The 24369-nt window shown below is 72.5% G+C and carries 21 protein-coding genes; 6 read left to right on the forward strand and 15 right to left on the reverse strand.

Annotated elements, in window-relative coordinates; translation table 11 throughout:
* The coding region (locus tag VMS22_23045; GenBank protein HXJ36924.1) for an IS110 family transposase at nt 1-218 on the forward strand (218 nt) is incomplete at its 5' end.
* 13 nt (nt 219-231) lie between these two features.
* Here the strand turns inward: VMS22_23045 and VMS22_23050 are convergent.
* The 7 genes from VMS22_23050 to VMS22_23080 are packed head-to-tail and all read right to left on the reverse strand — an operon-like array spanning nt 232 to nt 10888.
* Nucleotides 232-1902, reverse strand: coding sequence for an AMP-binding protein (locus VMS22_23050; GenBank protein HXJ36925.1), 1671 nt, complete (start codon nt 1900-1902; stop codon nt 232-234).
* The gene (locus VMS22_23055; GenBank protein ID HXJ36926.1) at nt 1899-3428 is read right to left on the reverse strand and encodes a peptide MFS transporter; all 1530 of its coding nucleotides are present in this window, start codon (nt 3426-3428) and stop codon (nt 1899-1901) included. Before VMS22_23055 ends, VMS22_23050 begins: the two co-directional genes overlap by 4 nt.
* Nucleotides 3425-5983, reverse strand: coding sequence for a VWA domain-containing protein (locus tag VMS22_23060; GenBank protein HXJ36927.1), 2559 nt, complete (start codon nt 5981-5983; stop codon nt 3425-3427). Before VMS22_23060 ends, VMS22_23055 begins: the two co-directional genes overlap by 4 nt.
* Nucleotides 5968-7737, reverse strand: coding sequence for a VWA domain-containing protein (locus VMS22_23065; protein HXJ36928.1), 1770 nt, complete (start codon nt 7735-7737; stop codon nt 5968-5970). The genes VMS22_23060 and VMS22_23065 overlap by 16 nt, the downstream gene beginning before the upstream one ends.
* Complete coding sequence (locus tag VMS22_23070; protein HXJ36929.1) at nt 7734-8600, reverse strand: DUF58 domain-containing protein; 867 nt, start codon at nt 8598-8600, stop codon at nt 7734-7736. The genes VMS22_23065 and VMS22_23070 overlap by 4 nt, the downstream gene beginning before the upstream one ends.
* 9 nt (nt 8601-8609) lie before the next feature.
* The gene (locus tag VMS22_23075) at nt 8610-9626 is read right to left on the reverse strand and encodes a MoxR family ATPase (GenBank protein HXJ36930.1); all 1017 of its coding nucleotides are present in this window, start codon (nt 9624-9626) and stop codon (nt 8610-8612) included.
* Nucleotides 9623-10888 carry a hypothetical protein gene (locus VMS22_23080; protein ID HXJ36931.1) on the reverse strand — a complete coding sequence of 422 codons (1266 nt, stop codon included), beginning with the start codon at nt 10886-10888 and terminating at the stop codon, nt 9623-9625. Before VMS22_23080 ends, VMS22_23075 begins: the two co-directional genes overlap by 4 nt.
* 106 nt (nt 10889-10994) lie before the next feature.
* On the opposite strand from VMS22_23080, the gene VMS22_23085 reads away from it, so the two are divergent.
* The gene (locus VMS22_23085; GenBank protein HXJ36932.1) at nt 10995-12209 is read left to right on the forward strand and encodes a CaiB/BaiF CoA-transferase family protein; all 1215 of its coding nucleotides are present in this window, start codon (nt 10995-10997) and stop codon (nt 12207-12209) included.
* On the opposite strand, the gene VMS22_23090 is transcribed toward VMS22_23085, so the two are convergent.
* Genes VMS22_23090 through VMS22_23100 form a run of 3 tightly spaced genes read right to left on the reverse strand, consistent with a single transcriptional unit; the run spans nt 12206 to nt 13297 of the window.
* Nucleotides 12206-12625 carry an ester cyclase gene (locus VMS22_23090; GenBank protein ID HXJ36933.1) on the reverse strand — a complete coding sequence of 140 codons (420 nt, stop codon included), beginning with the start codon at nt 12623-12625 and terminating at the stop codon, nt 12206-12208. The genes VMS22_23085 and VMS22_23090 overlap by 4 nt on opposite strands.
* A gap of 50 nt (nt 12626-12675) precedes the next feature.
* Entirely contained in the window at nt 12676-12930 is a 255-nt protein-coding gene (locus tag VMS22_23095; protein HXJ36934.1) for a GlsB/YeaQ/YmgE family stress response membrane protein, read from the reverse strand.
* 55 nt (nt 12931-12985) lie between these two features.
* Nucleotides 12986-13297, reverse strand: coding sequence for a hypothetical protein (locus tag VMS22_23100; protein HXJ36935.1), 312 nt, complete (start codon nt 13295-13297; stop codon nt 12986-12988).
* A gap of 68 nt (nt 13298-13365) precedes the next feature.
* Here VMS22_23100 and VMS22_23105 point away from each other — a divergent pair, with 68 nt between their 5' ends.
* A complete protein-coding gene (locus tag VMS22_23105; protein HXJ36936.1) occupies nt 13366-14148 on the forward strand; it encodes an enoyl-CoA hydratase/isomerase family protein in 783 nt (260 codons plus the stop codon).
* 13 nt (nt 14149-14161) lie between these two features.
* On the opposite strand, the gene VMS22_23110 is transcribed toward VMS22_23105, so the two are convergent.
* Nucleotides 14162-14506, reverse strand: a complete 345-nt coding sequence (locus VMS22_23110) for an exosortase system-associated protein, TIGR04073 family (protein ID HXJ36937.1) — start codon at nt 14504-14506, stop codon at nt 14162-14164.
* Between the two features lie 123 nt (nt 14507-14629).
* Between VMS22_23110 and VMS22_23115 the strand changes: the two genes are divergently transcribed.
* Together VMS22_23115 and VMS22_23120 are read left to right on the forward strand one after the other, a co-directional pair.
* Nucleotides 14630-15322, forward strand: coding sequence for a TetR/AcrR family transcriptional regulator (locus VMS22_23115; GenBank protein ID HXJ36938.1), 693 nt, complete (start codon nt 14630-14632; stop codon nt 15320-15322).
* Between the two features lie 11 nt (nt 15323-15333).
* The gene (locus tag VMS22_23120; protein ID HXJ36939.1) at nt 15334-16473 is read left to right on the forward strand and encodes a MaoC family dehydratase N-terminal domain-containing protein; all 1140 of its coding nucleotides are present in this window, start codon (nt 15334-15336) and stop codon (nt 16471-16473) included.
* Nucleotide 16474: 1 nt separating this feature from the next.
* Here VMS22_23120 and VMS22_23125 read toward each other — a convergent pair whose 3' ends face one another.
* Nucleotides 16475-17380, reverse strand: coding sequence for an alpha/beta hydrolase (locus tag VMS22_23125; protein HXJ36940.1), 906 nt, complete (start codon nt 17378-17380; stop codon nt 16475-16477).
* Nucleotides 17381-17484: 104 nt separating this feature from the next.
* On the opposite strand from VMS22_23125, the gene VMS22_23130 reads away from it, so the two are divergent.
* Nucleotides 17485-18072, forward strand: coding sequence for a TetR family transcriptional regulator (locus tag VMS22_23130; protein HXJ36941.1), 588 nt, complete (start codon nt 17485-17487; stop codon nt 18070-18072).
* Nucleotides 18073-18087: 15 nt separating this feature from the next.
* Here VMS22_23130 and VMS22_23135 read toward each other — a convergent pair whose 3' ends face one another.
* Genes VMS22_23135 through VMS22_23145 form a run of 3 tightly spaced genes read right to left on the reverse strand, consistent with a single transcriptional unit; the run spans nt 18088 to nt 24359 of the window.
* Entirely contained in the window at nt 18088-21285 is a 3198-nt protein-coding gene (locus VMS22_23135) for a cyclic nucleotide-binding domain-containing protein (GenBank protein ID HXJ36942.1), read from the reverse strand.
* A 38-nt stretch (nt 21286-21323) separates the two neighbouring features.
* On the reverse strand, nt 21324-22748 hold the full coding sequence (locus tag VMS22_23140; GenBank protein HXJ36943.1) for a hypothetical protein: 1425 nt from the start codon (nt 22746-22748) through the stop codon (nt 21324-21326).
* Nucleotides 22749-24359 (reverse strand): hypothetical protein, encoded by a 1611-nt coding sequence (locus tag VMS22_23145; GenBank protein HXJ36944.1) that lies wholly within the window; start codon nt 24357-24359, stop codon nt 22749-22751.
* Nucleotides 24360-24369: the final 10 nt, after the last annotated feature.

The following is a 24369-nucleotide window of genomic DNA, read 5'->3' on the forward strand; positions in this document are numbered from 1 at the left end:
GCGGCCGGGCGATCGCCCGGCAGGCACTGTACATGGCCGCCCTGGCCGGAGCGCGATGGAACGCGGTCCTCCGCGCTCGATACGCGCACCTGGTGGCCACTGGGAAGAAGCCCAAAGTCGCGCTCGTGGCGTGCATGCGGAAACTGCTGATCCACCTCAACAGCCTCATGCGTCAGCATCGGTTCGGCCCGACACCCACTCCCATCCGGGTCTCGTAATCGAGACGGTTGCTCAGCCCCCGAGCCGTCCGAGGTTGCCGGCGCGCGCGAAGCGCTCGCGCAGGATCGAGAGCGCTTCGATCGTGAAGGGCTCGTATGCCGCCGCCCCGCGCGGGCGCCACCAGAGCGGATCCGCGCCACCCACACCGAGGAACCCCTCGCGCTGCAGGTCGCGCTTGAGCACCTTGTTGGTCTCGGAGCGCTTCAGCTCCCGCGCGACCCGCACGTACGTGGGCCGCCACTTGGGCGAGAGATCGGCCTCGCCATCGACGAAGCGGGCGAAGGCCTCCGGATCGAACGTCGCGCCCGCCCGCAGCTCGAGCGCGACCATGGCGCGATCGCCCGCCTCCGCATCCGGCACGCCGTAGACGGCGCACAGGAAGACGTCGGGATGGCGCTCGAGGATCTCCTCGACGGGGCGCGCGAGGAAGTTCTCGCCGTCGACGCGGAGCCACTCGACGTCGCGGCCGGCGAAGTACACGTAGCCCTGCGCGTCGCGGTAGCCGAGGTCGCCGGTGTAGTAGCGGCCGCCGCGCGTGCGCGCGGTCGTCGCCTCGTCGTTCTTCCAGTAGCCCTCGAACATGCCGCTCGACTCGACGTTCACGATCTCGCCGATCGCGTCTTCGGGATTCACGAGCCGGCCCTGCGCGTCGAGCTCGGCGACCGCGCACTCGCTGCCGTCCTCGCGCAATATCTTCACGCCGGCGCCGGCGCGACCGAGCACCCCCGGCGGGTCGTCGGCGGCGCGCGAGAACGACACGCCGACCTCGCTCGACCCGTAGCCGTCGACGACCCGGCACCCGAAGCGTCGCGCGAAGGCGTCCAGGTACTGGCGCGGGCCCTCGTTGCCGTACGCGAGCCGCAGCGGATTGTCGGCGTCGTCGGGACGCTCGGGCGTGTCCATGACGTAGGCGAGCGGGCTGCCGACGTAGTTGAAGAGGGTCGCGCCGTAGCGACGGATGTCCGGCAGGAACGCCGTCTTCGAGAAGCGGCGCACCAGCACGAGGGTGCACGGCACCGCGAGCGACATGCCGAGCGCCAGGATCTGCGCGTTCGCGTGGAAGAGCGGCATCGCGCAGTAGACGACGTCGTCGCGCGTCGCGTCCGTCATCATGTAGGCCGCGCCGAGCGACATGAGCGTGAGCTTCCCGTGGCTCCGCAGGACGCCCTTCGGCCCCGCCGTCGTGCCGGACGTGAACACGATGACGCAGAGGTCCTCGGGCCCGACCGGCGCCTCGGGATCGGTCGTCGGCTGTCCCGCGAGAGCGTCCTCGAGACTCTCTTCGGCGACCAGCACTCGCGGCCCGCGCGCGCCGGGTGTGGCGAGCGCTTCGGCGAGCAGCGGCGCGAACTTCGGCTCGGTTACGACCACCTGGCAGTCGCTGTACGCGATGTCGCGCGCCAGGTGCTCGCCGCGCCGGGTGGGATTGAGCCCGACCACGACCGCGCCGCCGAGCGCCGCGCCGAGCTCCGCGAACACGAACTCCGGCCGGTTCTCGAGCAGGAGCCCCACGTGCATCGGCTTCGCGGGGTCCACGAGCGAGCGGAAGAGGTTCGCGTAGCGGCATGCCTCGCGATGCGTCTCCGCGAACGTCCACGCCCGATCCTCGAAACGCAGGTACGCGCGCCCGGCATCGGCGGGATCGGCGGCGCGCTGCCGCAGGAGGTCGCCGAGCGTCGTCATGTCTCGTGGGCGAAGCGCCGGAGCCACGGCGCCATGACCAGCATCAACGCCGCCGCCGCGAACGACGAGACGACGAACAGCATGAAGAAGTCGGCCTGGCCGCCGAGATGCCAAGGGAGAGCGATTTCGCCGCGCTCGATCGCCTCGACGCGCGCCGCCACGAGCCCGCCGCCCAGGTTCGCGAGGAAGGTCGAGACGAACCACACGCCCATCAAGAGCGACACATAGCGCTCGGGGGCGGCCCGGGTCACGTACGAGAGCCCGGTCGGCGAGAGGCAGAGCTCGCCGACCGTGTGCCAGAAGTACGTCGCGACCACGAACACGAGTGACGCCTTCACCGCGGGATCGGCGGCGATCCAGCCCGCCCACACCATGAAGACGTAGCCGAACCCGAGGAAGAAGAGCCCGAGAGCGATCTTCACCGGCTGTCCCGGGTCGCGCCCGCGCCGTCCGAGCCACGACCAGATCCCTGCGAAGAGCGGCGCCAGAAGGAAGATGAGACCCGCGTTGATCGACTGGAACCACGTCGTCGGCACCTCGTAGCCGCCGAGCATGCGATCGGTGCGCAGGTCGGTGAAGAGGTTGAGGCTCGATCCGGCCTGCTCGAAGGCGAGCCAGAAGACGGCGTTGAAGAGCATGAACACGAAGATCGTGATCGTCGGCCCGCGCTCGTCGGGCGCGAGGCGCCCGACGAACCACGCCGCCCAGCCGACGGCGGCGACGGCCAACACGACGACGGTCGCGCGACCCGAGACCAGATCGACGACGCTCGCGAGCGCGCCCAGATGGTGCAGCACGGCGAACAGGGCCGCCGCTGCGATCCCACCCGCCGCCACCGGGATCGACAGGTTCGATCGACCCGCTGGCGGCGCGCCGATGCCGTGCAGCAGGCGGTCGCGGAACGTGACGTAGAGCCCGAGCCCGGCGAGCATGCCGACGGCCGCGGAGCCGAAGCCCCAGTGCCAGCCGACGCGCTCGCCCAGCGTGCCGCACACGAACGCCGACAGGAACGCCCCCAGGTTGATCCCCATGTAGAAGATCGTGAACGCGCCGTCGCGCCGCGGGTCGTGCGGCTCGTAGAGCTGGCCCACCATGACCGACACGCACGGCTTGAAGTGGCCGGTGCCGATCACGATGAGGGCGAGGCCGAACACGAAGACCGACATGCCGAGGTCGCTGGCGGCGAGCGAGCCGACGCCCGACACCGCCAGCACGGCGTGCCCGAGCGCGATCATGAGGCCGCCCACGACCATCGAACGATGCGTGCCGAGCAGCTCGTCGGCGATCCATCCGCCGACGATCGGCAGGAGATAGGCGAGGCCCGTGTACCAGCCGTAGAGCAGGCTCGCATCGCCGCGCGACCAGCCGCGTCCGGGGTTGACGAACCCGCCCGCGTCGGGCGCGGGATGCGTCGCCTGCACCAGGTAGAGGACGAGCAGCCCGCGCATCCCGTAGTACGAGAACCGCTCCCACATCTCGACGAGGAACAGGAGGAAGAGGCCGGCGGGATGGCCGAGCAGGGTCATCGTGCGAGGCGCCGAAGTGCCACGTCGGCGAGGATCGCCGCAAGCGCGAGCGCCACGAGCGGCGTCTCGAGCGGCGTCCGCGTCCGCGCGACTCCTCCGCGCGCCGCGAGCACGTCGGCCGGCTCCGGATCGACGCGGCCCCCGGTCCGCGCCGCGGCCCGCTCGAGCAGGGCACGGTCGGGCGGCCCGCCGCGCCGCTCGCGATCGCCGGCCGTGACCTCGGGCACGCGGAGCAGCGTCTGCCACGCGCCCGCCGAACCGCGGATCGTCGCCGGGTGCGGTCCCGGCGCGAGCGGCGGCAGCCGCGCCGTCCAGCGGCGCGGACCCTCGGGCGCGAGCGCGAGCGCGTGATCGTCGATCTCGAGCGCGGGCGGGTCGCCCGGCTCGGCGGCCGTCTCCACGACGATGCGCGTCGCGGCGGCCGTCGCGTGCGCCTCGAGGTGCACGTCGTCGGGAAGCGCGCGGCGCGCCGTCCAGCGCACGAGCTGCGTCCACAGCTTCCCGAAGCCGTTCCACGTGGCCCACGGCGCGGCGCCGGCCTGGAAGTCGAGCGTGACGGCGGCGACGCGCCCGAGCCCGTGCTGCCAGGTGACGAGCACGGGGTCCTCGCGCTCGCCCGCGTCGACGGCGAGGCGGACGGTGGCGCCGGGCTTCGCGCGCGCGATCGCCCATCCGGCGACCGGCGGTAGCTCGCGCGGCGCGATGCCGGCCAGCGGCGCGCCGCCGTCGGCGATGCGCACGCGCCGCGTGTTGCGGTTGCGGGCTCGCTCGAACAGCTCGCGCGCGTCGTTCAGCATGAGCTGCGGCAGGGCCTCGGGATTCTCCACGTGATGGAACTCGCCTCCGGTCGCGCGCGCGATCGTGGCGAGCAGCGCCAGGTTGGCGGTGTCGGTGCCGATGCGGATGGTCGAGACGGTGACGTCGCCGCGCGCGAGCGCGTCGATCAACTGGAAGTGATCGTCGGTGCGGCGGTTCGTGTCGCCGTCCGTCAGCAGCACGATGTGCCGGACGCGATGCTCCACGCGCTCGAGGTTGCGGCGGGCGATGTCGAGCGCGTCGAGGAAGTCCGTGCCGCCGCCGGCCTCGAGCGTGGCGACCCTGGCGGCGAGCGCCTCGCGTGCGACGGCCACCGGCTGGAGCGCGCCGAGCTCGTGCGGCTCGGCGTCGAAGGCGATCGCGCCCACCAGGTCCTGCGGCTCGAGCTGCGCCAGCACGGCCATCGCGGCCCGGCGTGCGTACGCCATCTTCTCGCCCGGTACCGCGCCGGGGCGCGTCGTCTGGCTCATGCTGTTCGAGCGGTCGATCACCAGCTCGAGCGCGATCGGCTCGCGCTCGGCCGGCTCGGGCGTCTGCGACGAGAGCGCGACCGGCAGCACGCGCGCCAGCGCGGACGACGCGAGGGCCGGGTCGCCGAAGGTGTGCGGTCCGCCGGTCACCACGAGCCCGCCGCCGTCGGCGACCCAGGCGGCGAGCGCTTCGAGCCCGCCCGGCGCGAACGCGGACCGCGCCACGTCGTCGAGGACGACCACGTGCTGGCGACCGAGCGCGGGCTCGATCGCGCGCGGCGGCACCACCTCGACCGTCATGCCACGCTGGGCGAGCGCGGCGGCGACGACCGGCGCCGTGCGCTCGCTCGCGACGAGGGCGCGAAGCGGCGGCGTCACCGTCACGGCCGCGCTGACGAAGCCCGGCGCCGGAGGCTCGCCGTCGCGCAGGAGGAGGCGCGCCTGGACGAGGGCGGCGCCGGGCTCCGCCGACGGGAAGGGCAGCGCGACGACGCTCGGCCCCGGCGGCAGATCGAGCGGGACGGCAAGGGGCGGGGCAGCGTCGATCGCGACCTGCAGCACGGCGGTCGTCCGCTCGGCGGTGGCGTTTTCGACCACGGCCTCGAGCGGCGCGGGCGCGCCCGCGGTGAGGAACGCGGGCGCGAGCAGGCGGCGCAGCGTCACCGCGGGGAGCGTGTCCGGCGGCGGCACGACGGCGAAGAGCGGAACGGGTGGCGTCATGCGCGCGACTTCCGCGGCGAGGCTGCCGGTCGTCTCGCGTCCGTCGGTCACGAGGACGATCGCCGGTTGCCGATCCGCCGGACAGAGGACGGCGGCGCGCACGACGGCCGCGCCGAGGTCCGTCTCCTCGGGCCGGTACGCTCCGGGATCGACGCCGGCGGGCGGCAGGAGCGTCGCGAGGGCCGGCCGAGGAGCCGGCGCCGCCAGCACCTGGACGCGGCCGCCGAAGGCGATCGCACCGACGAGGTCGTCCGGATCGAGCGTGGCGAGCATCGGCTCCAGGAAGGCGTGCGCCGCCAGCGGCGCGGCGGTCTGCGCGCTCGCCGACACGTCGGTCGCGACCACGACGCACGCGCCCGTCGCCGGCCGCGGTCGCTCGACGTAGAGCCCGGCGAGCGCGAGCACGAGGAGCGTGATCGCGGTCGCGCGCAACGCCGCGGCGCCGGCGGCTCGCCCGCGCCGGCGCGCGAGGACGAAGACACCCGGCAGCACCGCGAGTGCCCAGAGCGCGGCCGGCAGGGTCACGCCGAGGCTCACGCGAACGCCCACACGCCCCACTCGACGATCGCGAGGAGCGTGCCCAAGAGGATCGGCCACCACGTGAGATCCGTGCGCCCTTCACCGCCGGGCGTCGCCGGCAGCGCAACGGTGGCCGGCCACTCACCCTCCTCGTCACGCCCGACGTCGGACTCGTCGGCGTCGAAGAGGTTGGCGATGACGACGCGCGGCCCGGCCGCGGTGTCGATGGTCGTCGCGCCCACGCGCTCGGCGACGGCGGGCTCGCCGCCATCGGGGATCGGCGTGCCGGTCGGGAGCGTGATCGGAACGAGGCCCGGCGGCTCCGCCAGCCAACGCAGCGTTCCGAGCACGAGCAACAGCAGCGGCAGGTCGTCCGGCGCGCCGAGGCGCGCGCCGAGGCAGGCGATCCGATGTCCGTTCGTCTCGCCCGCGACGAGGAGCGGGAAGGTGGCGCCCGGCGCCGCCGCCAGCACGACGTCGCTCGCGCCGGCGGGCGCCGACAGCTCGGCGACGTCCGTCAGCTCGAGCGCCTGCAGATCGGAGAGGCCGGTGAGCATCGGGTGCGCGTCGTCCCAGTCGACGACCGCGGCGCTCGGGTGCCGCCGCACCGTCGCGCAGGGCGCGGCACCCTTCGGCGGCGCGATCGCGAGCAACGGTCCTGCGTCCACCGGCGGCGCCTCGATCCGGTCGAGCACGAGCGTCGCGCCGGCCTGTAGCTTCGTCGCGTCCAGCGCCGCGGACGGAACCACCTCGACGCGGCCGCGCGGCACCGCCGCAACGAGGGTGCGCAGCGTGCGCACCACGCTCGCATCGTCGCTTGCCACCACCAGATCGAGCGGCGTCGCGGCGGGGACCCATCCCAAGGCGCGATCGTCGGCACCGAGCGCGTCGTGGTCCTCCAGCGCCACGGTGAGGAGGCCCGTGGCGGGCGGCGCGGCCAGCGCGACCGACACGACGCCGTGCGCGGGCAGGTCGACGGCGCGACGCGTCCACGCGCGATCCTCGATGCGCGCGACGAGCCGTGCACGTCGCGCCGCATGGCTGGCGTTGCGGACCTCGACCACGGCGACGGCCGCGGCCGGATCGCCGAACGGCGGGGCGTCGACGCGAAGACCCGTCAGACCGACGTTGTCGTCGGTGCGCCCGATCGCGACGTAGTCGATGCGCGCGAGCGCGCCGGGCGCGATCCCGCTCCGGTCGCGCGTCACGTCGGTGAGGAGGATCACGCGCGCCGGCGCGTGCGCCGCCGCGCTCGCCAGCGCGAGGTCGACGGCCGGGGCGAGGCTCGTGCCGACGTCGAGGGCGTCGAGCGTCTCGAGCGCCCCCAGCGCGACGCCCCGGTCCGCCGTCCACCGCAGGGCCACGCTCGGTCGCGCGCCCGCCGCGATCAGCATCACCTCGAGGCCCGGGTCGAGCGCGTCGACGAGCGCGCGCAGGCGCCCGCGTGCGATGTCGATGCGCGAGCCAGCCGGCTCCCGCGTCTGCATGCTGGCGGAGAGGTCGACCACCGCCACCAGCGCGCGACCGCCGGCCGGCGCTCCGGCGAGCGGCAGGTAGGGCCGCATGAGCGCGAGGGCCAGGACGAGCAGGAGCGCCGCCTGGATCAGGAAGAGGAGATCCGGCAGGAAGCGGCGCCGCTCGATCGACTGGGCGGGAAGTCGGCGCCAGAGCCGCAGCGAGCTCACGGCGACGGTCCGCTGACGCCGTGCGAGCAGATGGAGCGCGACCAGGACCGCGAGCGCGACGAGACCCAAGGCGCCGGCGGGCTCCGCGAGGCCGATCATCGCCGGCGCACGATCCCGAGCCGCACGAGCTCGCCGCTGACGGCTTCGAGCGCGGGCGTGCCGGCGACGATGCGCGCGTAGGCGGCGCCGGTACGCTCCGCGACGGCGCGAAGCGCCGTCAGGTGCTCCTCCAGGATGCCGGCGTAGCGCGCGCGGAGCGCGCGGGTGAGGCGCATCGGATGCGTCTCGCCCGACTCGACGTCGCGCAGGACGCCGCTCGAGAACTCGCGCGACGGGTCGAGCTCGCCGGGGCCGACGACGTGCAGCAGGACCACGTCGTAGCGGCGGGCGCGCAGCGCGAGGATGCCGGCGACGAGCTCGTCGGGCTCGCCGGTGAAGTCCGAGAGCACGATCGCGATGCCCGGGCGCGGCTGCGTTCGCGCGTAGGCGGCCAGCGCGGCGCCGACCGCGACGGTGCCGCCGGGCGTCACGGCCGCGAGCAGCGTGCGAAGGCGCATGAGCATCCCGCGGCCGCGAAGCGTCGGACCGAGGCGCGCGCCCGGCGCGCCGCCGAGGGGCGCCACGCGAACCGAGTCGCCCGTGGCGAGCGCGATCGCGCCCAGCGTCTCGGCGAGCGCCGATGCCGTCGCGAGCTTGCGATCGCGCGCGGGCACCCCCATCGAGGCGCTCGCGTCGAGCAGGAGGTGGACCGCGGCCGCGCGCTCGGCCGTGAAGCGACGCACGACGAGCTGGTCGAGACGTCCGAACGCGTTCCAGTCGAGGTGCCGGAGGTCGTCGCCCGGCGCGTAGGATCGATGGCCGCCGATCTCGATCCCCTCGGTTCCGGTGCGTCCGGGCACGCGGTGCTCGCCCGAGCGCACACCCATGCCGCGGCGCACGCGAAGCGCGAGGCGAAGCCGCATCCTCGTGTCCTAGGCCGCCCGCAGCCGCCGCGCCGCCGCCAGGACCTCGTCGACGATGCGCTCCGCGTCGACGCCGCCGGCTTCGGCGGCGAAGTTGAGGACGAGGCGATGGCGCAGCGCCTCGCGCGCCATGCGATCGACGTCCTCGATCGCGACGTGCGGCCGGTCGTCGAGGAGGGCGAGGACCTTGGCGCCGAGCACCAGCGCCTGCGCGGCGCGCGGGCTCGCGCCGAAGGCGACGTACCTCGTGACCGCGTCGACGTCGCCTCCGCTCGCCGGCACCGTGAGATGGACGAGCCGCGCCACGTACCGCTCGACGTGCGGCGCCACCAGCACCTCGCGCACGAGGCGCTTGTGCGCTTCGACGCGCGCCGGCGCCTCGTCCGGGTCGAGGACGCGCTGCACCGCCGGTAGATCCGCCTGCGTGGTCGCGGCGACGATCCGCTCCAGCTCCTCCTGCGACGGGTAGTCGAGGCGCACTTTGAACAGGAAGCGATCGAGCTGCGCCTCGGGGAGCTGATACGTGCCCTCCATCTCGATCGGGTTCAGGGTCGCGAGCACGAAGAACGGCGCCGCCAGGGGATAGGTGGTCCCGGCGACCGTGACCTGTTGCTCGGCCATGGCTTCCAGGAGCGACGACTGCGTCTTCGGCGTGGCGCGGTTCACCTCGTCGGCGAGCACGACGTGCGCGAACACGGGCCCGGGAACGAAGGTGAACTCGCGCCGGCCGTCGGCGTTCTCGCTCACGATGCGGGTACCCGTCACGTCGGCCGGCATCAGGTCGACGGTGAACTGGATGCGGCTGAACGAGAGCCCCAGCGCCTGCGCCAGCGATCGCACGATGAGCGTCTTCCCGGTTCCGGGGACGCCCTCGATGAGCACGTGCCCGCCGGCGAAGAAGGCGGTCATGATGGTTTCGATCGCCGCGTCGTGTCCGACGACGACGCGACCGATCTCGGCACGCACGGCGGCGAACGTCTCCCGGAAGTCGCGCATCGCGCGCGCGGCATCGAGACTGGTGGTCATGGCGTGTCTCCCTTCGGGGTCGCGTCGTGGGCGTAGAGGGAACGGACGATGCGCTCGTACGCGGGGCCGACGCTCATGCGATGCGCGGCGTCCTCGCGGCGCTGGCGCGCGGCGAGATCGGGTCGCTCGTCGGGCGACGCTTCCGGCGCCTCGCCCGACGGCGGTCGCGGCCCCGCGCCGCGCGTGTGGACGCGCGCCGCGAGGGCGAGCGCGAACGGATCGGCGGCGGTGTGGACTTCGTCCTGGGGCGATCCGAAGAGACGGTCGTCGGTGGCGTCCCCGGCACCGGACCCGGGGCCGGCGGTCGCGATCCCGTTGCCGCCGTCCTCGTCCGTAGCCGGTGGCTCGGCGCCCGCGTCGTTCGCGAGGCCCTGCTCGGCGGCGATCGCGGGCTCGCTCCCTGGGCGCCCTCCACGCGTCGCGAGACGCGCATCCGGCTGGCGCCCGGTCCGTCCCGCCGCGCGCCGGCGCGTCTCTTCGGCGCGCGCCAGCTCGTCGCGCACGCGGTCCCACGCCTCGCCCCAGAGCGAACGGCGGATCCGCTCCTGGGCGATCGTGGGCCACGACGTGGCGTTGGCGCCGTCGCCGCCGCCGATGGCGCGCGTCGCGTGGCCGTCGTGCACGCCGTCGCCGCCGCGGATGCCTCCGTCGCGTCCCACGACGAGGCGGTCGCCGCGCGTCGCGAGGCCGCGCGTGTCGGCGGCGACGAGCGGAGTGTCGGCGACGACGATCTCGGGTGGGGCGGGGAGGAGGCGCGGCGCGATCGCGACGACGAGGGCCAGCACGGCGAGTCCTGCGACGGCGGCACAGCACGACGCGACCGGGATCACCGCCGGAACGACGCGCTCGGGCGTCCAGTTCCGGAGCAGGAACCGGTTCCGCACGGCGAGCAGATCGCGCAGCGGGCTCGGCGTGCGGACGCCGACGAGCGTCGCGAGGGCCCCGCGCAGCCCCGCCGTGTCGTCGATCCACACGACCGCCCGCTCGCGTGAAAGGCGCCGCCGCCACCCCAACCGGATCGCGACCACGAGCGTCACGAGGAGCCCGACGGCCGCCGCGCCCGCGACGGCGATGAACGCGAGCGTGCCGCCGCGGAGCGCGGCCAGGACGGCGAGCGCGGCGCCGGTGCCGGCGGCGGCGACCACCGGATGGACGATCCGCTGCACCTCGCGAGCGGTGCGGCGCCAGCGCACGCGCCGGAGCTGGTCGAGGATCTGGGGATCGACCCCCACCGCACCCGCGCTCGCTCGGGCTCTTCGCATGCCGCCTCGTGCTCGCGCGACGATAGTGAAAGCCGCACGCACAGGTCAACGGCGGCGTGTGCCGTTTGACGCTCCCCGCGCGCGACTGGTAACGCCGGGCCGAGCCATGACAGCATCCTCGTCGCGTCGCGGCGCGCTCTCGGGCGTGCGCGTGCTCGATTTCTCCCACCAGGCCGCCGGTCCGTGGGCCACCTCGCTGCTCGGCGACATGGGCGCGGACGTGATCAAGATCGAGAAGCCCGGCCGCGGCGATTCGATCCGCTACGCCGATCGCTCGGGCCGCCTTCCGCCCGAGATCGGCGGGCTCAACTTCCAGGGCCTCAACCGCAACAAGCGCGGCATCACGATCGACATCGGCACGCCGCAGGGCGTGGCGCTCGTGCAGCGGCTCGCAAAGGACGCGGACGTCGTGGTCGAGAACTTCCGGCCCGGCGTGATGGATCGCCACGAGATCGGCTATCAGCACCTCCGCAAGATCAATCCGCGCATCATCTATTGCTCGATCACCGCCTTCGGCCCACGCGGTCCGCTCGCGCAGAAACCGGGCATGGACCTCATCATCCAGGCGACGGGCGCGCTCATGGGCCACACGGGCGAGGAGGGTGGTCCGCCCATCAAGTCGGCGCCGCCGGTCGCCGACATCAACACCGGCATCTACGCCGCCTACGGCATCTGCGGCGCGCTCTTCGAGCGGGAGCGATCGGGCGAGGGCCAGCACGTCGAGGTGGCGATGCTGGACGCCGTGCTGTCGCTCTTCGCCGACAACGCGGCCAACGTCCTCACGGAGGGCGTCAAGTTCGGGAAGTTCGGCAGCGGGCATCCCGACCTGGTCCCGTATCAGGCGTTTCCTGCGAGCGACGGCTACTTCATCGTCGCGTGCCTCACGAACGCGTTCTACAAGCGCCTGGCCGCGGCGCTCGGCCGCGACGACCTGCTGAACGATCCCCGCTTCGCGACGAACCCCTCGCGCGTGAAGCACCGCGACTACGTCGTCGGCGTGCTCTCGGAGATCTTCGAGCAGAACACGTGCGACCACTGGATCCGGCTCCTCGAGAAGAACGACATCCCGACCTGCCGCGTGAACCGGCTGGAGGACGTGCTCCACTCCGAGCAGATCAAGGAGAACGGGCTGGTCGTCGAGCGCCAGGACGAGAAGCGCGGGCGCATCTCGATCCTGGGGCCGCCGGTCCATCTCTCGCGCACGCAGACGACGTTCGAGCGCCTCGCCCCGGCGATCGGCGAGCACACCGACGAGGTCCTGCGCGAGTTCGGGCTCAGCGCCGCGGAGATCGCCGACCTCCACGCCGCGAAGGTCGTCTAACCGATTCCGAGCTGGGCGAGGAGCCCGGCGAAGTCGGAGAAGTGCACGTCCTCGACGACGAGGCCGTGCGCGCCCATGCGCGTGAAGGTCGCGCCTTCGACGCGGACGGTGCGCCCCGTCGCGGGGATGCCGAAGAGCGAACCGCGGTGCGTGCCGGTCATGACCCAGCGGTCGGCATGCCGCTCGCCGTCGACCACGAGCGAGAGCCGCTCGAGGTGGAAGTCGGGGAACGCTTCGAGCAGCGCGGCGGCGCGCTCGCGGATCGCCGCGCGGCCCTGGATCTCGCCGCGTCCCACCTCGCGCACGATGGCGTCGTCGGCGAAGACGGCCGCCACGGCGTCCGGGTCGTGCGCGTTCCAGGCGACGTACGTCGCCTCGTTCACCTCGTGCGTGCGTGCGCGGAGATCGCCGGCCATGGCGCTCCGTACGCTCGCTCGCCCCCCTCGAGCAAGGGGGCGCGAAGCGCTCAGAGGCGCTGCCAGATGAAGAGGACGACGAGGGCTCCCACGACCGACATCGCGAACCCCGCCGGGTGGAAGGTGGCGCCCTCCGGCGGCTTCGAGATGAGCCCGCCGATGAAGCCGCCCACGAGCGAGCCGGCGATGCCGACCACGCTGGTCGCGAGGAATCCCATCTGATCGGCGCCCGGCATGATGGCGCGGGCGACGAGCCCGATCACGAACCCCACGATCACGGACCAGATCAACGATCCGATGCCCATGGTTCCCCCTTTGTGGAGCGTGTGCGCCCCTCCTGCCGGAGAAGGGGGCGCGGTGTCAATGCGCGGCCAGATGAATCACCGCACCGCCCGCGACGATGAGGGCGCCGCCAGCCATGACCGCGCCGGAGGGCCATTGGCCGAAGAGCGCGGCGCTCACCACCTGGCTCACGACGAAGAAGACCGCGATGTAGAGACCCATCAGGCGACCGAAGTCGATCGAGCGGTCGGTGTTCACCACCAGGCCATAGCCGACGAGCAGCGCGGCGCCGAGCACGACCGACGGCCAGCCCGAACGGACGAGCCCGTGCCGGATTGCGGCATCGCCGCCGATCTCCATCGCTGCGGCCACCATCAGGATCGCGAGCATTCCGTTCATCGGCCAGACGTGTAGCACGAACGGTGGCGCACCGGTGGGGCGGCCTGGTAGCACCGGGCATGGCTCACATCGATCTCGGCTCGACCGGCCTGCGCGCGACCAAGGAGAAGGGCGTCCTCCGCGTCGTGCTCGACCGCCCCGAGCGGCGCAACGCGTGCACCGTCGAGATGTACCACGGCATCAAGAAGGCGGCGGTGCTCGCCGAGCGCGATCCGGAGATCGACGTCGTCGTGCTCACCGGCGAGGGCGACTACTTCTGCGTCGGCGGCGAGATGGGCGGCCGGCACGAAGGCGGCCCGGGCCTCGATCGCGAGACCGACGGCATCGACCTCACGCCGTTCGTACAGCTCGAGCGCTGTCCCAAGATCGTGCTCACCGCGATCAACGGCATGTGCCAGGGAGGTGGCCTCGTCATGACGATCATGAGCGACGTCTCGGTCGTCTCCGATCGCGCGACGTTCCGCGTCCCGGAGCTGCTGCGCGGCGTCGCCGACTGCTACCTCGCCGGCCGCCTCGCGAGCCGCGTCGGCATGGCGCACGCGAAGTACCTGCTCTTCACCGCGCAGTACTTCGGCGCCGCCGAGGCGCTCGCTATGGGGCTCGTGTCGCGCGTCGTCCCGCACGCCGATCTCGAGCGCGCGGTCGAGGAGACGATCGGCTGGATCCGCGCGACCGCGCCGCGTGCGCGGACGCTCTTGAAGCGGGATCTGAATCGCCAGCTCCCGAGCCTCGACCTGCCGATGTTCACCGAGTCGCTCGCCAGCGACGAGGTGCGCGAGGGATTCGAGGCGTTCGTCGAGAAGCGCGCGCCGGCGTGGGCGCCGGGCGGATCGCGGCGGTGACGGAGCGGGGACGCTACCTCTTGCGGCGGGGCGAGCCGCCCTCATCGAAGTAGCTCCACGGGTACTCCGGATCGAGGATCGGCGCGTAGTCGGCGGGCAGCGGGAACGGCGCCGAGATGAACTCCCACACGCCGACCAGCGTGCGGGGCACGATCATTCCGAGCCCGAGGGCGAAGCCGAGCGGAATACCCTCGGCGGGGCCCCGCTTCCTGGTCTGCGCGACCATGTTGCCGGGCACTTCGAGGAACGACGTCGTCATGCCGGCGAGCCCGCGCAGAAACTTGTCGGGCGCGGTCTGCGCGCCGGCCGATCCGGCCAGCGCGATGAAGATGGAGGTGAGGACCAGCATACGCCGCATGTCGCCTCGATAGCGTACGTGCGCAGGTCGCGCAGTCACCAATCGCACGCATGGTGTCGAGTCCGAGCCAATCGCCCCCCTTGTTGACGAACGAACGTTCATTTCGGTATCCCTACCGGATCCGTGGGAGCACGACCCGCCACTGCCCAGCCGTCGGGGCCGAAGGTTTCGACGCCGGCCCTGCCGACCCGCGAGGCGATCCTCGACGCGGCGGAGGTCCTGTTCGCCGAGCGCGGCGTCGACGGGGTCGCCGTGCGCGACCTGGCGCGCGAGCTCGGGCTCACGCCGTCCTCGCTCTACAACCACTTCCCGAGCAAGCAGGCGCTCTACGAGGCGGTGCTCGAGCGAGGCTTGAAGCCCTTCGCCGAGCTCTTCGGCGAGGAGGCCGACCCGGGCGAGATCACGCCCGCGGGCGTGCGGCGCATCGTGAACGCGATCGTCGAGCACCTGGCCGCGCACCCGCACCTGGCGCGCCTGGTGCAGCGCGCGCTCATCGAAGAGACGACGAGCGTCCAGGATCTGATCGAGCGCTGGATGCACCCGCTCTACGAGAAGGGCTCGGCGGTCGTCCGCCACGTCTCCGACGACGCCGACTGGGACGAGCGCGAGGTGCCGCACCTCGCGATCGGGCTCTTCGCGATGGTGTTCGCCTTCTTCGTCAACGTCCCCGCGCTCCGGCGCATGAAGGGACGTCGCGGCGAGGGGTTCCCCGTGACGGCGCTCGAGAACCAGAAGCGCTTCCTCGAAAAGGCCATCTACCGACTCGTCGGTCCCCGCAGCGCCACCAGGGGGACGCGCGCGTCCGCATCTCGTTAGCCGGAGGATTCATGGCAGAAGCTGCTGAGAAGGTCGAAGGACACGGCGCCCGCATCACCGACGAAGGCATCGCGCGCATCCGCGCGCGCATCGGCAAGGGCTTCGAGGGACGTCGCCCGTGGCGTACCGAGGTGACGAAGGACGCCGCGTACCACATGGCCCTCGGCATCGGCGACCTCTCGCCGCTCTACCACGACGAGGCGTACGCCAAGAAGACGAAGTGGGGCGGCCTCCTCGCGCCCTACATCATGATCCAGACCTTCGACACGCTGCGCTCGGTCGGCCACAGCGGTCTTCCCGAGGGGCTCCCGGGCGTCCACTCCATCTGGACGGGCTCGCTCTTCGAGTGGAAGCGCCCGCTCAAGGTGGGCGACGCGATCCGCGCCGACTCGTACTTGAAGTCCGTCGAGGAGCGCGAGAGCAAGTTCGGCGGCGGCCGCTCGGTCTACCAGACCTACGAGGCCGTCTACCACGATCAGACCGGCGACGAGATCGGGCTCCGCAACGACACCTGGATCCGCATCGAGCGTCACAAGACCGCCGAGACCAAGAAGTACGGCGCCATCGGGCTCGCGAAGTGGAAGCCGGCGGACGTCGAGCGGCTCATGGCCGAGTATGCTGCCGAGACACGCGCGACCGAGCGCTGGTGGGACGACGTGAAAGTGGGCGACGAGCTGCCGAAGCGCGTGAAGGGCCCGCTCACGCCGACCGCCGAGATCGCCTTCGAGTCGCAGCTCGGCATCTACCTCGTCGGCAACAAGGTGGCGGCGAACCTCTACGCGAAGCACCCGAAGCTCTTCATCGTGAACGAGCAGGGCGTGCCGGAGCCGCCGCAGCGCGTGCACTGGGACAACGAGTTCACGACCCGGCTGCTCGGCCTGCCCGGCGCGTACGACCTGGGGCCCGAGCGCTGCGCGTGGCTGATCCAGGTCTGCACCGACTGGATGGGCGACGCCGGGCACCTGGCGCGCCTCGAGTGCAAGTACCTCAAGTTCAACTACATGGGCGACGTCTCCTGGATCCGCGGTACGGTCGCGGAGAAGCTCGAGCGCGACGGCAAGGCCTACGCACGCGTCAAGGTCGAGTGCGTGAACCACCGCGACGAGCTGACGGCCGCCGGCACGGCCGACGTGGAGCTGCCGAAGCGCTGAGCTAGAGGACGAAGGTCGCGATCGCGCGCGCCAGTGCCTGCGGCTGATCCTCCGGCGTGAAGCTGTAGGCGTCGTCGATGAGCGCGACGCGGCCCTGCTTCAGCCGGGCCGCGTACGCCCTCGCCTTCTCGACCGGGAAGACCTGATCCTCGGGCGACCACGCGAAGAGCACGGGCCGGTCGAAGCCGGCGATGAGGCGCAGGCCCGCTTCGTGGAGCGCCACCGCCGAGGCCGAGGACATCACCTTCGTCGCGTCGCGCAGCACGTCGTCCTCCCGAAGGCATGGCAGGACGTATGAGTCGAAGGCGAGGTCGTCGATGGGGCGCTTCAGGAGCAGCCCGTAGGCGGCCGGCGTCATGCGAATCGAGCGGTCTTCGAGGGGCGTGAGGAGCTGGCGGAGACCCTGCGGGCTCTGTGCCGCCTGCGGGAGGACACCGAACGCCTCGGGTGGGAACGCGTCGTCGATGGTCTCGCAGGAGTTGAGGACCAGGCGCGCGATGCGCTGCGGGCGCGCGGCCGTCGCGATCTGCGAGTAGCAGCCGCCGGAATCGTTGCCGACGAGCGTCGCGGCAGAGAGGCCGAGGGCGTCGATCGCGTCGGCGATGAGCTTGCCGCAGCCGGGGGGCGTGAGATCGGCGCCAGGGTCGAGCGCGATGCGGTGCGAGCCGAAGGGCAGGTCGAGCGTGATGCAGCGGAAGCGGTCGGCGAGCGCGTCGACGACGCGGCGCCACAGGTTCGCGTTCGCGAGCCAGCCGTGGGCGAAGACGAGGGCGGGACCGTCGCCGCGCTCGAAGTACTGGAGCGTGCCCTGGCGGAGGGGCAGCGTCCGCGGCTCTCCCAGCATGGGCGAGCGCCAGAGGTGGGTCGGGGTCTCGGACGAGCGGGGCTCGGAGTGGGTCGTCTGCATGGGGGGCTCCTTCGGGGGTTGGGCTGCCGGCTCCTAAGCAGACCGACAGTCGGTATGGATAATCTGTTAGCGTACCGTCGGTCGGTATGTCAAGATCCCGCTTCGTGAACAGGAAGGCCGAGCAGGGGCAGGCGACCCGCGAGCAGCTCGTCGCCGCCGCCACCAAGCTCTTCGCCTCGCAGGGCTACGCGGCGACGTCGATCGAGCAGGTCCTCAACGAGTCGGGCGTGAGCCGCGGCGCGCTCTACCACCACTTCGACAGCAAGGAGGCGCTCTTCGAGGCCGTCCTCGAGGCCGTCGAGGCGAGCATCGCGACGTCGATCGCGCAGGCGGCCGCTCGCGCGAAGAACGCCGTCGAGGCGCTGCGAACCGGCTGCAACGCGTGGCTCCGGATCGCCGAGGATCCGGCCGCGCACCGTATCGCGCTGGTCGACGCGCCGTCGGTCGTCGGCTGGCAGCGCTGGCGCCAGATCGACGAGCGCCACGGCTTCGGGCTCTTGAAGCGCGCGCTCGAGGCCGTGGCGGCCGAGGGACGCCTTCGTCCCGAGCTGGTGGACGTCCTCGCACACATGCTGCTCGCGGCCCTGCTCGAGGTGACGCTCGTCATCGCGCGTGCGCCCGATCGCGCCAAGGCGCGCCGCGCGGGCCAGGCCGCGGTCGACGCGTTGCTCGACAAGCTCCTCGCGACGTGAGCCCGCCGCGCGCGCTCAACCCTTGGGCTCCAGGCGCGCGCGATCGTCGAGCAGGTCGCGCAGGCGGCGCGAGAGCGTCTGACAGATCGCGATTGCGATCGCGGGCTGCGTTTCCATGGTCTGGAGGACCGCGTCGCGCGACAGGCGCAGGAGCCGCACCGTCCCGACGGCCGTCGCCGAGGCCGCGCGCATCTCGCCGTCGAGGATCGCCATCTCGCCGAAGAACTCGCCCGGCTTGAGGGTCCGGATGGGGATCCCCGCCTTGGTAACGAGCACGTCGCCCTCCACGATGACGTAGAGGCCGTCGGTGAGATCGCCCTCGGTCACGATCGGGGCGCCGGCGGGGAACGTCACCTTCTCGACGGCCGCCGCGAGATCGGCGAGCTGCTGCGTCGTCAGTCGCTCGAAGAGGTCGAGGCTGCGCAGGTGCAGGAGCGTCTCGATGTCGGGTGCCATGGCGGGCGCGTTCGTCCCGTATGGCACGGAGCCGTGATTCCCGTCGAGCTGGAGGCGCGCGCGCGTCTCGGCGTCGAGCGTGCCGTGGAGCAGCGCGGCGGTCAGCGCATCGCCGTCGGTCGCGAGCGCCCGCGCCGCGTCGTCGAAGGACGGCGGCGCGCTGCCGAGGAGCCGTCCGGCGCGCGCCGCGATCGCATGCGGGCTCTCGCGCTCGAGGAGCGGGAGCAGGCGCTCGGCGTCCTCCGCCGGCAGCACGGCCTCCAGGGCCTCCAGGAGCACCGCGCGCTCGCGGCTGCTCGTCGTGCTCCGCAGGAGCTCGCTCGCGCGACCGATGCGCTCGTCGTCGAGCGCCGCGGCGAGGAGGAGGAGCGCGGTGTGGGCGTTCTCGTCGACGCGCTCGCGCAGGCGTCGCAGCACGATGTCCGCCGCGCCCCCGGCGCGCAGCGCTTCGCCCTGCACGAGGAGACGGAGGCTCGCCTCGACCTCACGGTCGACCAGCCCCTGCAGCGCCTGCTCCTCCTCCGGCATCTCGCGCAGGATCGGCAGGGCCCTGGCGCGTGCGGCCAGCCGTCCGAAGCGCAGCGTCTCGCAGAGCGCACCGACGGCGGCGGGACCCAGCGCCCGCAAGGCCTCCTGCGCCGCGGCGGCTTCGCCGGCGTCGGGCGCCGCCAGACGCCCGGCCGCCCAGCGCGCTTCTTCGGCGACACCCGAGGCTCCGACGAAGCGCAGCACCGCCGTCCGCACGCGCACGTCGTGGTCGTCGCGATGCGCGAGGAGCGCGGGGCCCAGCGCCGAGACGCGCGCACCGTACCGTTCCGCGACGTCAGCGAGCGCGAGTGCGGCGTGTGGTCGATCGTCGGGATGGTCGAGCCGGGCCGCGAGGCGCCGCAGGTGCCGGAGGGCGTCGGCGGATGCGGGCTCGGCGTCACGACGCAGCAGCTCGGCGCGCAGCTCCTCGCGGACGATCTGGCGCGTCGCCGCGTCCTCGCTCTCGAGGGCCGAGGCGAGGAGGTCCTCGAGGTCGCTTCGACGCTCGAGGCGACACAGCGCCGCGACGGCTGCCAGACGGACGGCTTCGCGCTCGTCGCCGGCGGCCGTGTCGAGCACGCGACGCCGCTCCGGCTCGCCGGCCGCCGGGCCCAGCAGGCGTGCGAACGCCTGGACGAGGTTCGCCCGGTCGATCGTGTCGAGACCGTCGGGCGCAGTGAGGAGTGCCGCGACCGCATCCGCCGCGGACTTGCTCCGCAAGGTCGTCCCCTCGAGGATCCGGTCGAGCGCCGTGATGAGGAGCCGCCGGTTCGCGGGCGGTGCCGCGCCGAGCGCCCGCGCGAGCGTCGCGACGGCGCGGGTGGGCGGCGCCTCGGCGACGAGCGCGCACGCAGCGCGACATCGTGCGAGGTCGGGGCTCTCGAGGCTCTTGCCGATGCCGCGCAGCGTGGATGTGTCGAGCAAGACGGCGAGCGGCTTCGGCGACCCGGCGCCGCCGTGCTCGGCGGCCGCCACCTCGAGCAGCAGCGTGGGATACTGCCACCAGAGCATGAGCGCCAGGACGAGCCACAGGACGGCGACGGGAAGACCGATCCACCCGACCCACGCCGCGCTGCCGACGCCGAGAATGGCGATCACAACGAGGTTGCCGGCGACGGCGCCGACGCGCTTCGCCGCGCCGTCGACCAGCGCCGTCACCGTCGCGCGCACGTGTTCGGGAAAGAGCGTCAGCAGGATGCGCTGGGCGGGATCGTAGACGGCGTGGTCCTGGAGCGTCGCCCCCGCCATGGCGCCGACGCCGGCGGGCAGGCTCGTGCGCAGGCAGAGCCCGGCGAGCCCCAGGAGGTAGATCACCGGTGAGACGGCGGCGGCGAGCGGGACGCCGAGCCAGCGGAAGAGCGCGGAGGTGCCGAGGACCTGGAGCGCCAGCACGCCGACGTTGATCCAGCCGCGGATCACCGCGTACAGGTCGAGCAAGCGCTGTTCGCCGGTCGCGCCGCGCGTCGCGAGATCGGCGACGTACGAGAACTCGAAGTAGAGCATCGGGCCGAGCACGCCGGCCAGGAGCGACGAGACCACGAGCACGCGGAAGAGCCAGCCCCGCCACAGGACCCAGAAGCGGCGGTGCGCCGTGTCCTCACGACGGGCGGCGCGCCGGGCCCGCACGGGTTGCCGTTGGCGCAGCGGGCGCGTCGCGAGCGCGCCCAGGCCGAGCAACGCGGCGGCGATCGGGAGCAGCGTCGGGATGCCGAACGCGTGCGCGAGCGGCGCAGAGGCGAAGCTCCCGCAGATCGTACCGAGCGTGCCGCCGGCCGTCATGAGGCCGAAGAGGCGCTTGCCCTGCCGCGCGGTCACGAGGCCGCCGAGCACGGTCCAGAAGACGAGGACCGCGATCGCGTCGATCTGCTTCGCGACCACGACCAGCACGGCGAACGCGCTCGTCACGCGCGCGATGACGAGGGCCCAGAGCGGCAGCAGCAGGAACCCGAACACCAGGAGGACCCGACCGAGCAGGCGACGCTGGTCGCTGCGGGCGGCGATCCGACCGACGGCGACGCTCGTTCCCGCGAGCAGGATCGAGTTCACGAGGAACACGAGCGGCAGGCGTTCGACGCCGATGCGCTTCAGGAAGAACGTCTCGGAAACGTTGGTCACCGACACCGACGCCCACTCGATGAGGAACAGGGCGACGGCGCCGGTGGCGAGCACGCGTCCCTCGCCCGGCTCGATCTCGAACGCGCGCTGCCAACGCTCCGCGAGAGCGGCCACGGCGGGGCTCTAGCAGACTTCCCGCGAGGAGTCGCGGGTCAAGCGGCGGCTTGCGATGCGTGCGCCTGCATGAGGCGCGTGTGGTCGCGCACGATCACGGCCGCCGCACAGAGCCAGAAGGCGACGAGCGCCACGTTCAGGATCGAGAGCCCGGCGATCGAGAGACCGAGGACCTGGGAGCCGACGAACACCGTGAGCGCCGCCATCCCGTCGCCGAGGCGCATGAACAGCGTGTCGATCGCCGGCTTGGTCCAATACTTCATGGTCGCCGTCGTCGGCAGCCAGATCACCTGGCGGGCCGTGTTGTCGATCGAGTAGTTGGTCGCGTTCTCCGCGATCTTTCCCACCCGTACGACCGCCAGCACGGGGAAGAGCGCCATCGTCGAGTACGAGACGAGGGCGATGGTCGGGAGGAGCAGCAGGACGGCGCCGATCCCACCGTAGCGATACAGACGCGACGCGAGCAGCGACTGCGCCAGGAGCGCGAACAGGTTCACCCAGAAGAAGTAGCCGCCGTAGAACGCCGTCGTGCCGTCGCGGACGAACGTGCGGACGGCTTTCGCGCCGGCGATGCCCTGTGCCGTCACGTCGGAGTGGAGCGCCTCCTGCACGACGCGGAAGAGGAGGTTCTCGCCGTTCGTGTTGACCCAGTTCGTGAGCACCGCGACGGTCGCGACCGCGACCAGGTAGCGGTGCTTCGCGATCATCGCGAGCGCGCCCTCGCCGGTGGGCGGCGCGGCGACCGCGGGCGCGCTCGGCTTCGTACGCTCGGCGCGCGGCGTTCCGGCAGGTCCGCGCGCGTCGGCCAGGCGCGTCAGCACGATCGAGAGCGCGAGCGGCACGGTCGCGACCAGGAGCAGCGTCCCGCTGTCGGCCAGCCCCGAGCGCAGCAAGTGCTGCGTCAGGAACGATCCGAATGCGGCGCCGCCGGTCGCCCCGACGGCGATGAGGGGCAGCAGCCGTCCGCCGCGCTCCCCGGCGTAGAGGTCGGCGGCGAAGGTCCAGAACTGCGCCACGACGAAGACGCCGAACATCCCGACCCAGAGGTAGAACACGACGCCGGCGAGGGGCAGGTTCTCGAACAGGAAGCCGGGGCGCAGGAGCCAGAAGAGGACCAGGTTCGAGATGCACACGAGCGTCACGCGCGTGATGAGCGTGCGGCGCGGCCAGCGGGTGGACAGGCGCGCGTAGACCGACACGACGCCCCACAGCAGCAGGCTCTGCCCGAAGCTCGTGTAGGCCTTCAGCTCGACCTGCGAGAACCCCGACACCTCGGAGACCGCGATCCATCCGTCCCGCAGCGCCTTCACGAAGTAGTACGCGCACAGGATGAGGAAGACGTCGGCGAACATGACGACGCCCGTCAGGCCCTCGCCGGGGCGGATGTCGGTGACGAGGCGAAGGCCGCGCTCGAGCGGGGTGAGCTTGTCGCGCGCGGGCGCGGGCGTCGGCTCGGCGTCCACCTACTGCGGCGTGGCGCCGACCCCGGTCGTGGCGAGCGCGAGCCCCGGGAACGGATGGTGCACGCTCACCTTGCGCAGCTCGCGCGCGAACGGGATGTCGACCAGGTGGTAGAACTGCACCCGCTCGGGCTCGTAGGCGGCCTCGCGGAGCGCCACCTCGTGGTACTCGCGCCCGACGGCCGCGTTGCGACCGACGAAGCGGCCGTCGCGCACGTCGTGGAAGACGCCGTGGTCGGCGCCGTCGTAGTCGAGGTCGCCGGCGTAGAGCCAGGCGTAGTAGGCGTGGCGATCGATCGGCGCCCGAAGCGCGTCGGGTGTCTTGTCGTGCAGGGAGTAGGCGACGAAGTAGCGCACGCCCATCACCTCGGGCGTGAGGTCGCCGTCGATGTCGAACACGTCGTAGAGCTGCGACTCGTTGTAGTAGACGTCCACGTCGTAGATGCGCTCGGTCTCCGCGGGCAGGAGCTGCCGCAGCTCGGCGATGTGGCCGACGTTCACGTGCGTGCATCCGTGCGACATCGGCCCGCGCGAGAGCAGCCACAGGTAGCGGTAGGGCTTCCCGTCGGGGTTGCCGTGGGTCCCCGTGCGCCACGCCGCCGGGAGGAAGCCCGTCTGCGCGGGCTCCATCTGCCACCACAGCGTGTGGAAGGAGTTGTGCATGTTGGTGCCGACGTGCATGTACGGCAGCCACGGCGAGTAGCTGTACGACTCGTCGGTCGGGATGTGGTCGACCGTGAGGGAGCGCTGGTGGGTGGTGAGCGCGCGCCGTCCCGGGGTTGGGTAGTAGGGAATGCGCTTCCCGTTCCAGGTCGTGTACTCGTTGAAGGTGCCGACCGGATAGATCGCGGTGAACTCGTCGAACGTGATGGCGCCGTCGCGGACGGGATAGAGGCCGTGCGACACGTTGGCGAGCAGCACGAGGAACGCCGCGCGCAGCTCGGCCGACGGCTTGCCGCCCGACGTCGCCCGCGCGACGAGCGCGTCCACCTGCGGGCCCATGCCCGGCTCGAGCTCAGTCAGCCACAGGCGCGTCGGCAGCATCAGGTTCACCAGCTCGATGCGCCGGGCCGCGTCGAGATGCCGGCGATCCTCCGGCTGGACCTCCGCCGTCCAGCGCGCGACCACGTCGTCGACGGGGATGTGGATGCGGAAGACGCGCCCGGGGTTCAGGCGCTCCAGCAGCCGCAGGTTCCGCTCGCGCAGCGCCGCCGGCGAGAGCGTCTTCTCCTCGCGCACGAGGCGTTCGAGATCCACCTCGCGCAGCCTGGCCTCGAACTCATCGAAGGCGTGGTTCTGCGTGAGCACCATGCGATCGGCGTCGACCAGCGTGCGATAGGTGCGCCAGCGCTGCCAGAGATCGCGCGCGTAATCCGCGAGAACGTCGTCGGACAGGACGGCCGTCGCGCGCAGCTGATTGCCGCGCCCGACGTGCAGGTGCAGCCGCTGCGGGTCGGCCGTGCGCGGCGCGAAGCCTGTATAGAAGGACGGCTCGCGCCGATCGTAGTAGAGGCCGTACGACATCGGATCGGCCGGCCCGCCGCTGCCGGCGCGTCCCACCGCGGGCGCCAGGCTCGACAACAGGACGACTGCGATCCACCAGAAGTTCCGCATCTTCGTTCCT

This window comes from Candidatus Eisenbacteria bacterium (assembly GCA_035577985.1).
Classification (GTDB): Bacteria; Desulfobacterota; Binatia; order DP-6; family DP-6; genus DATJZY01.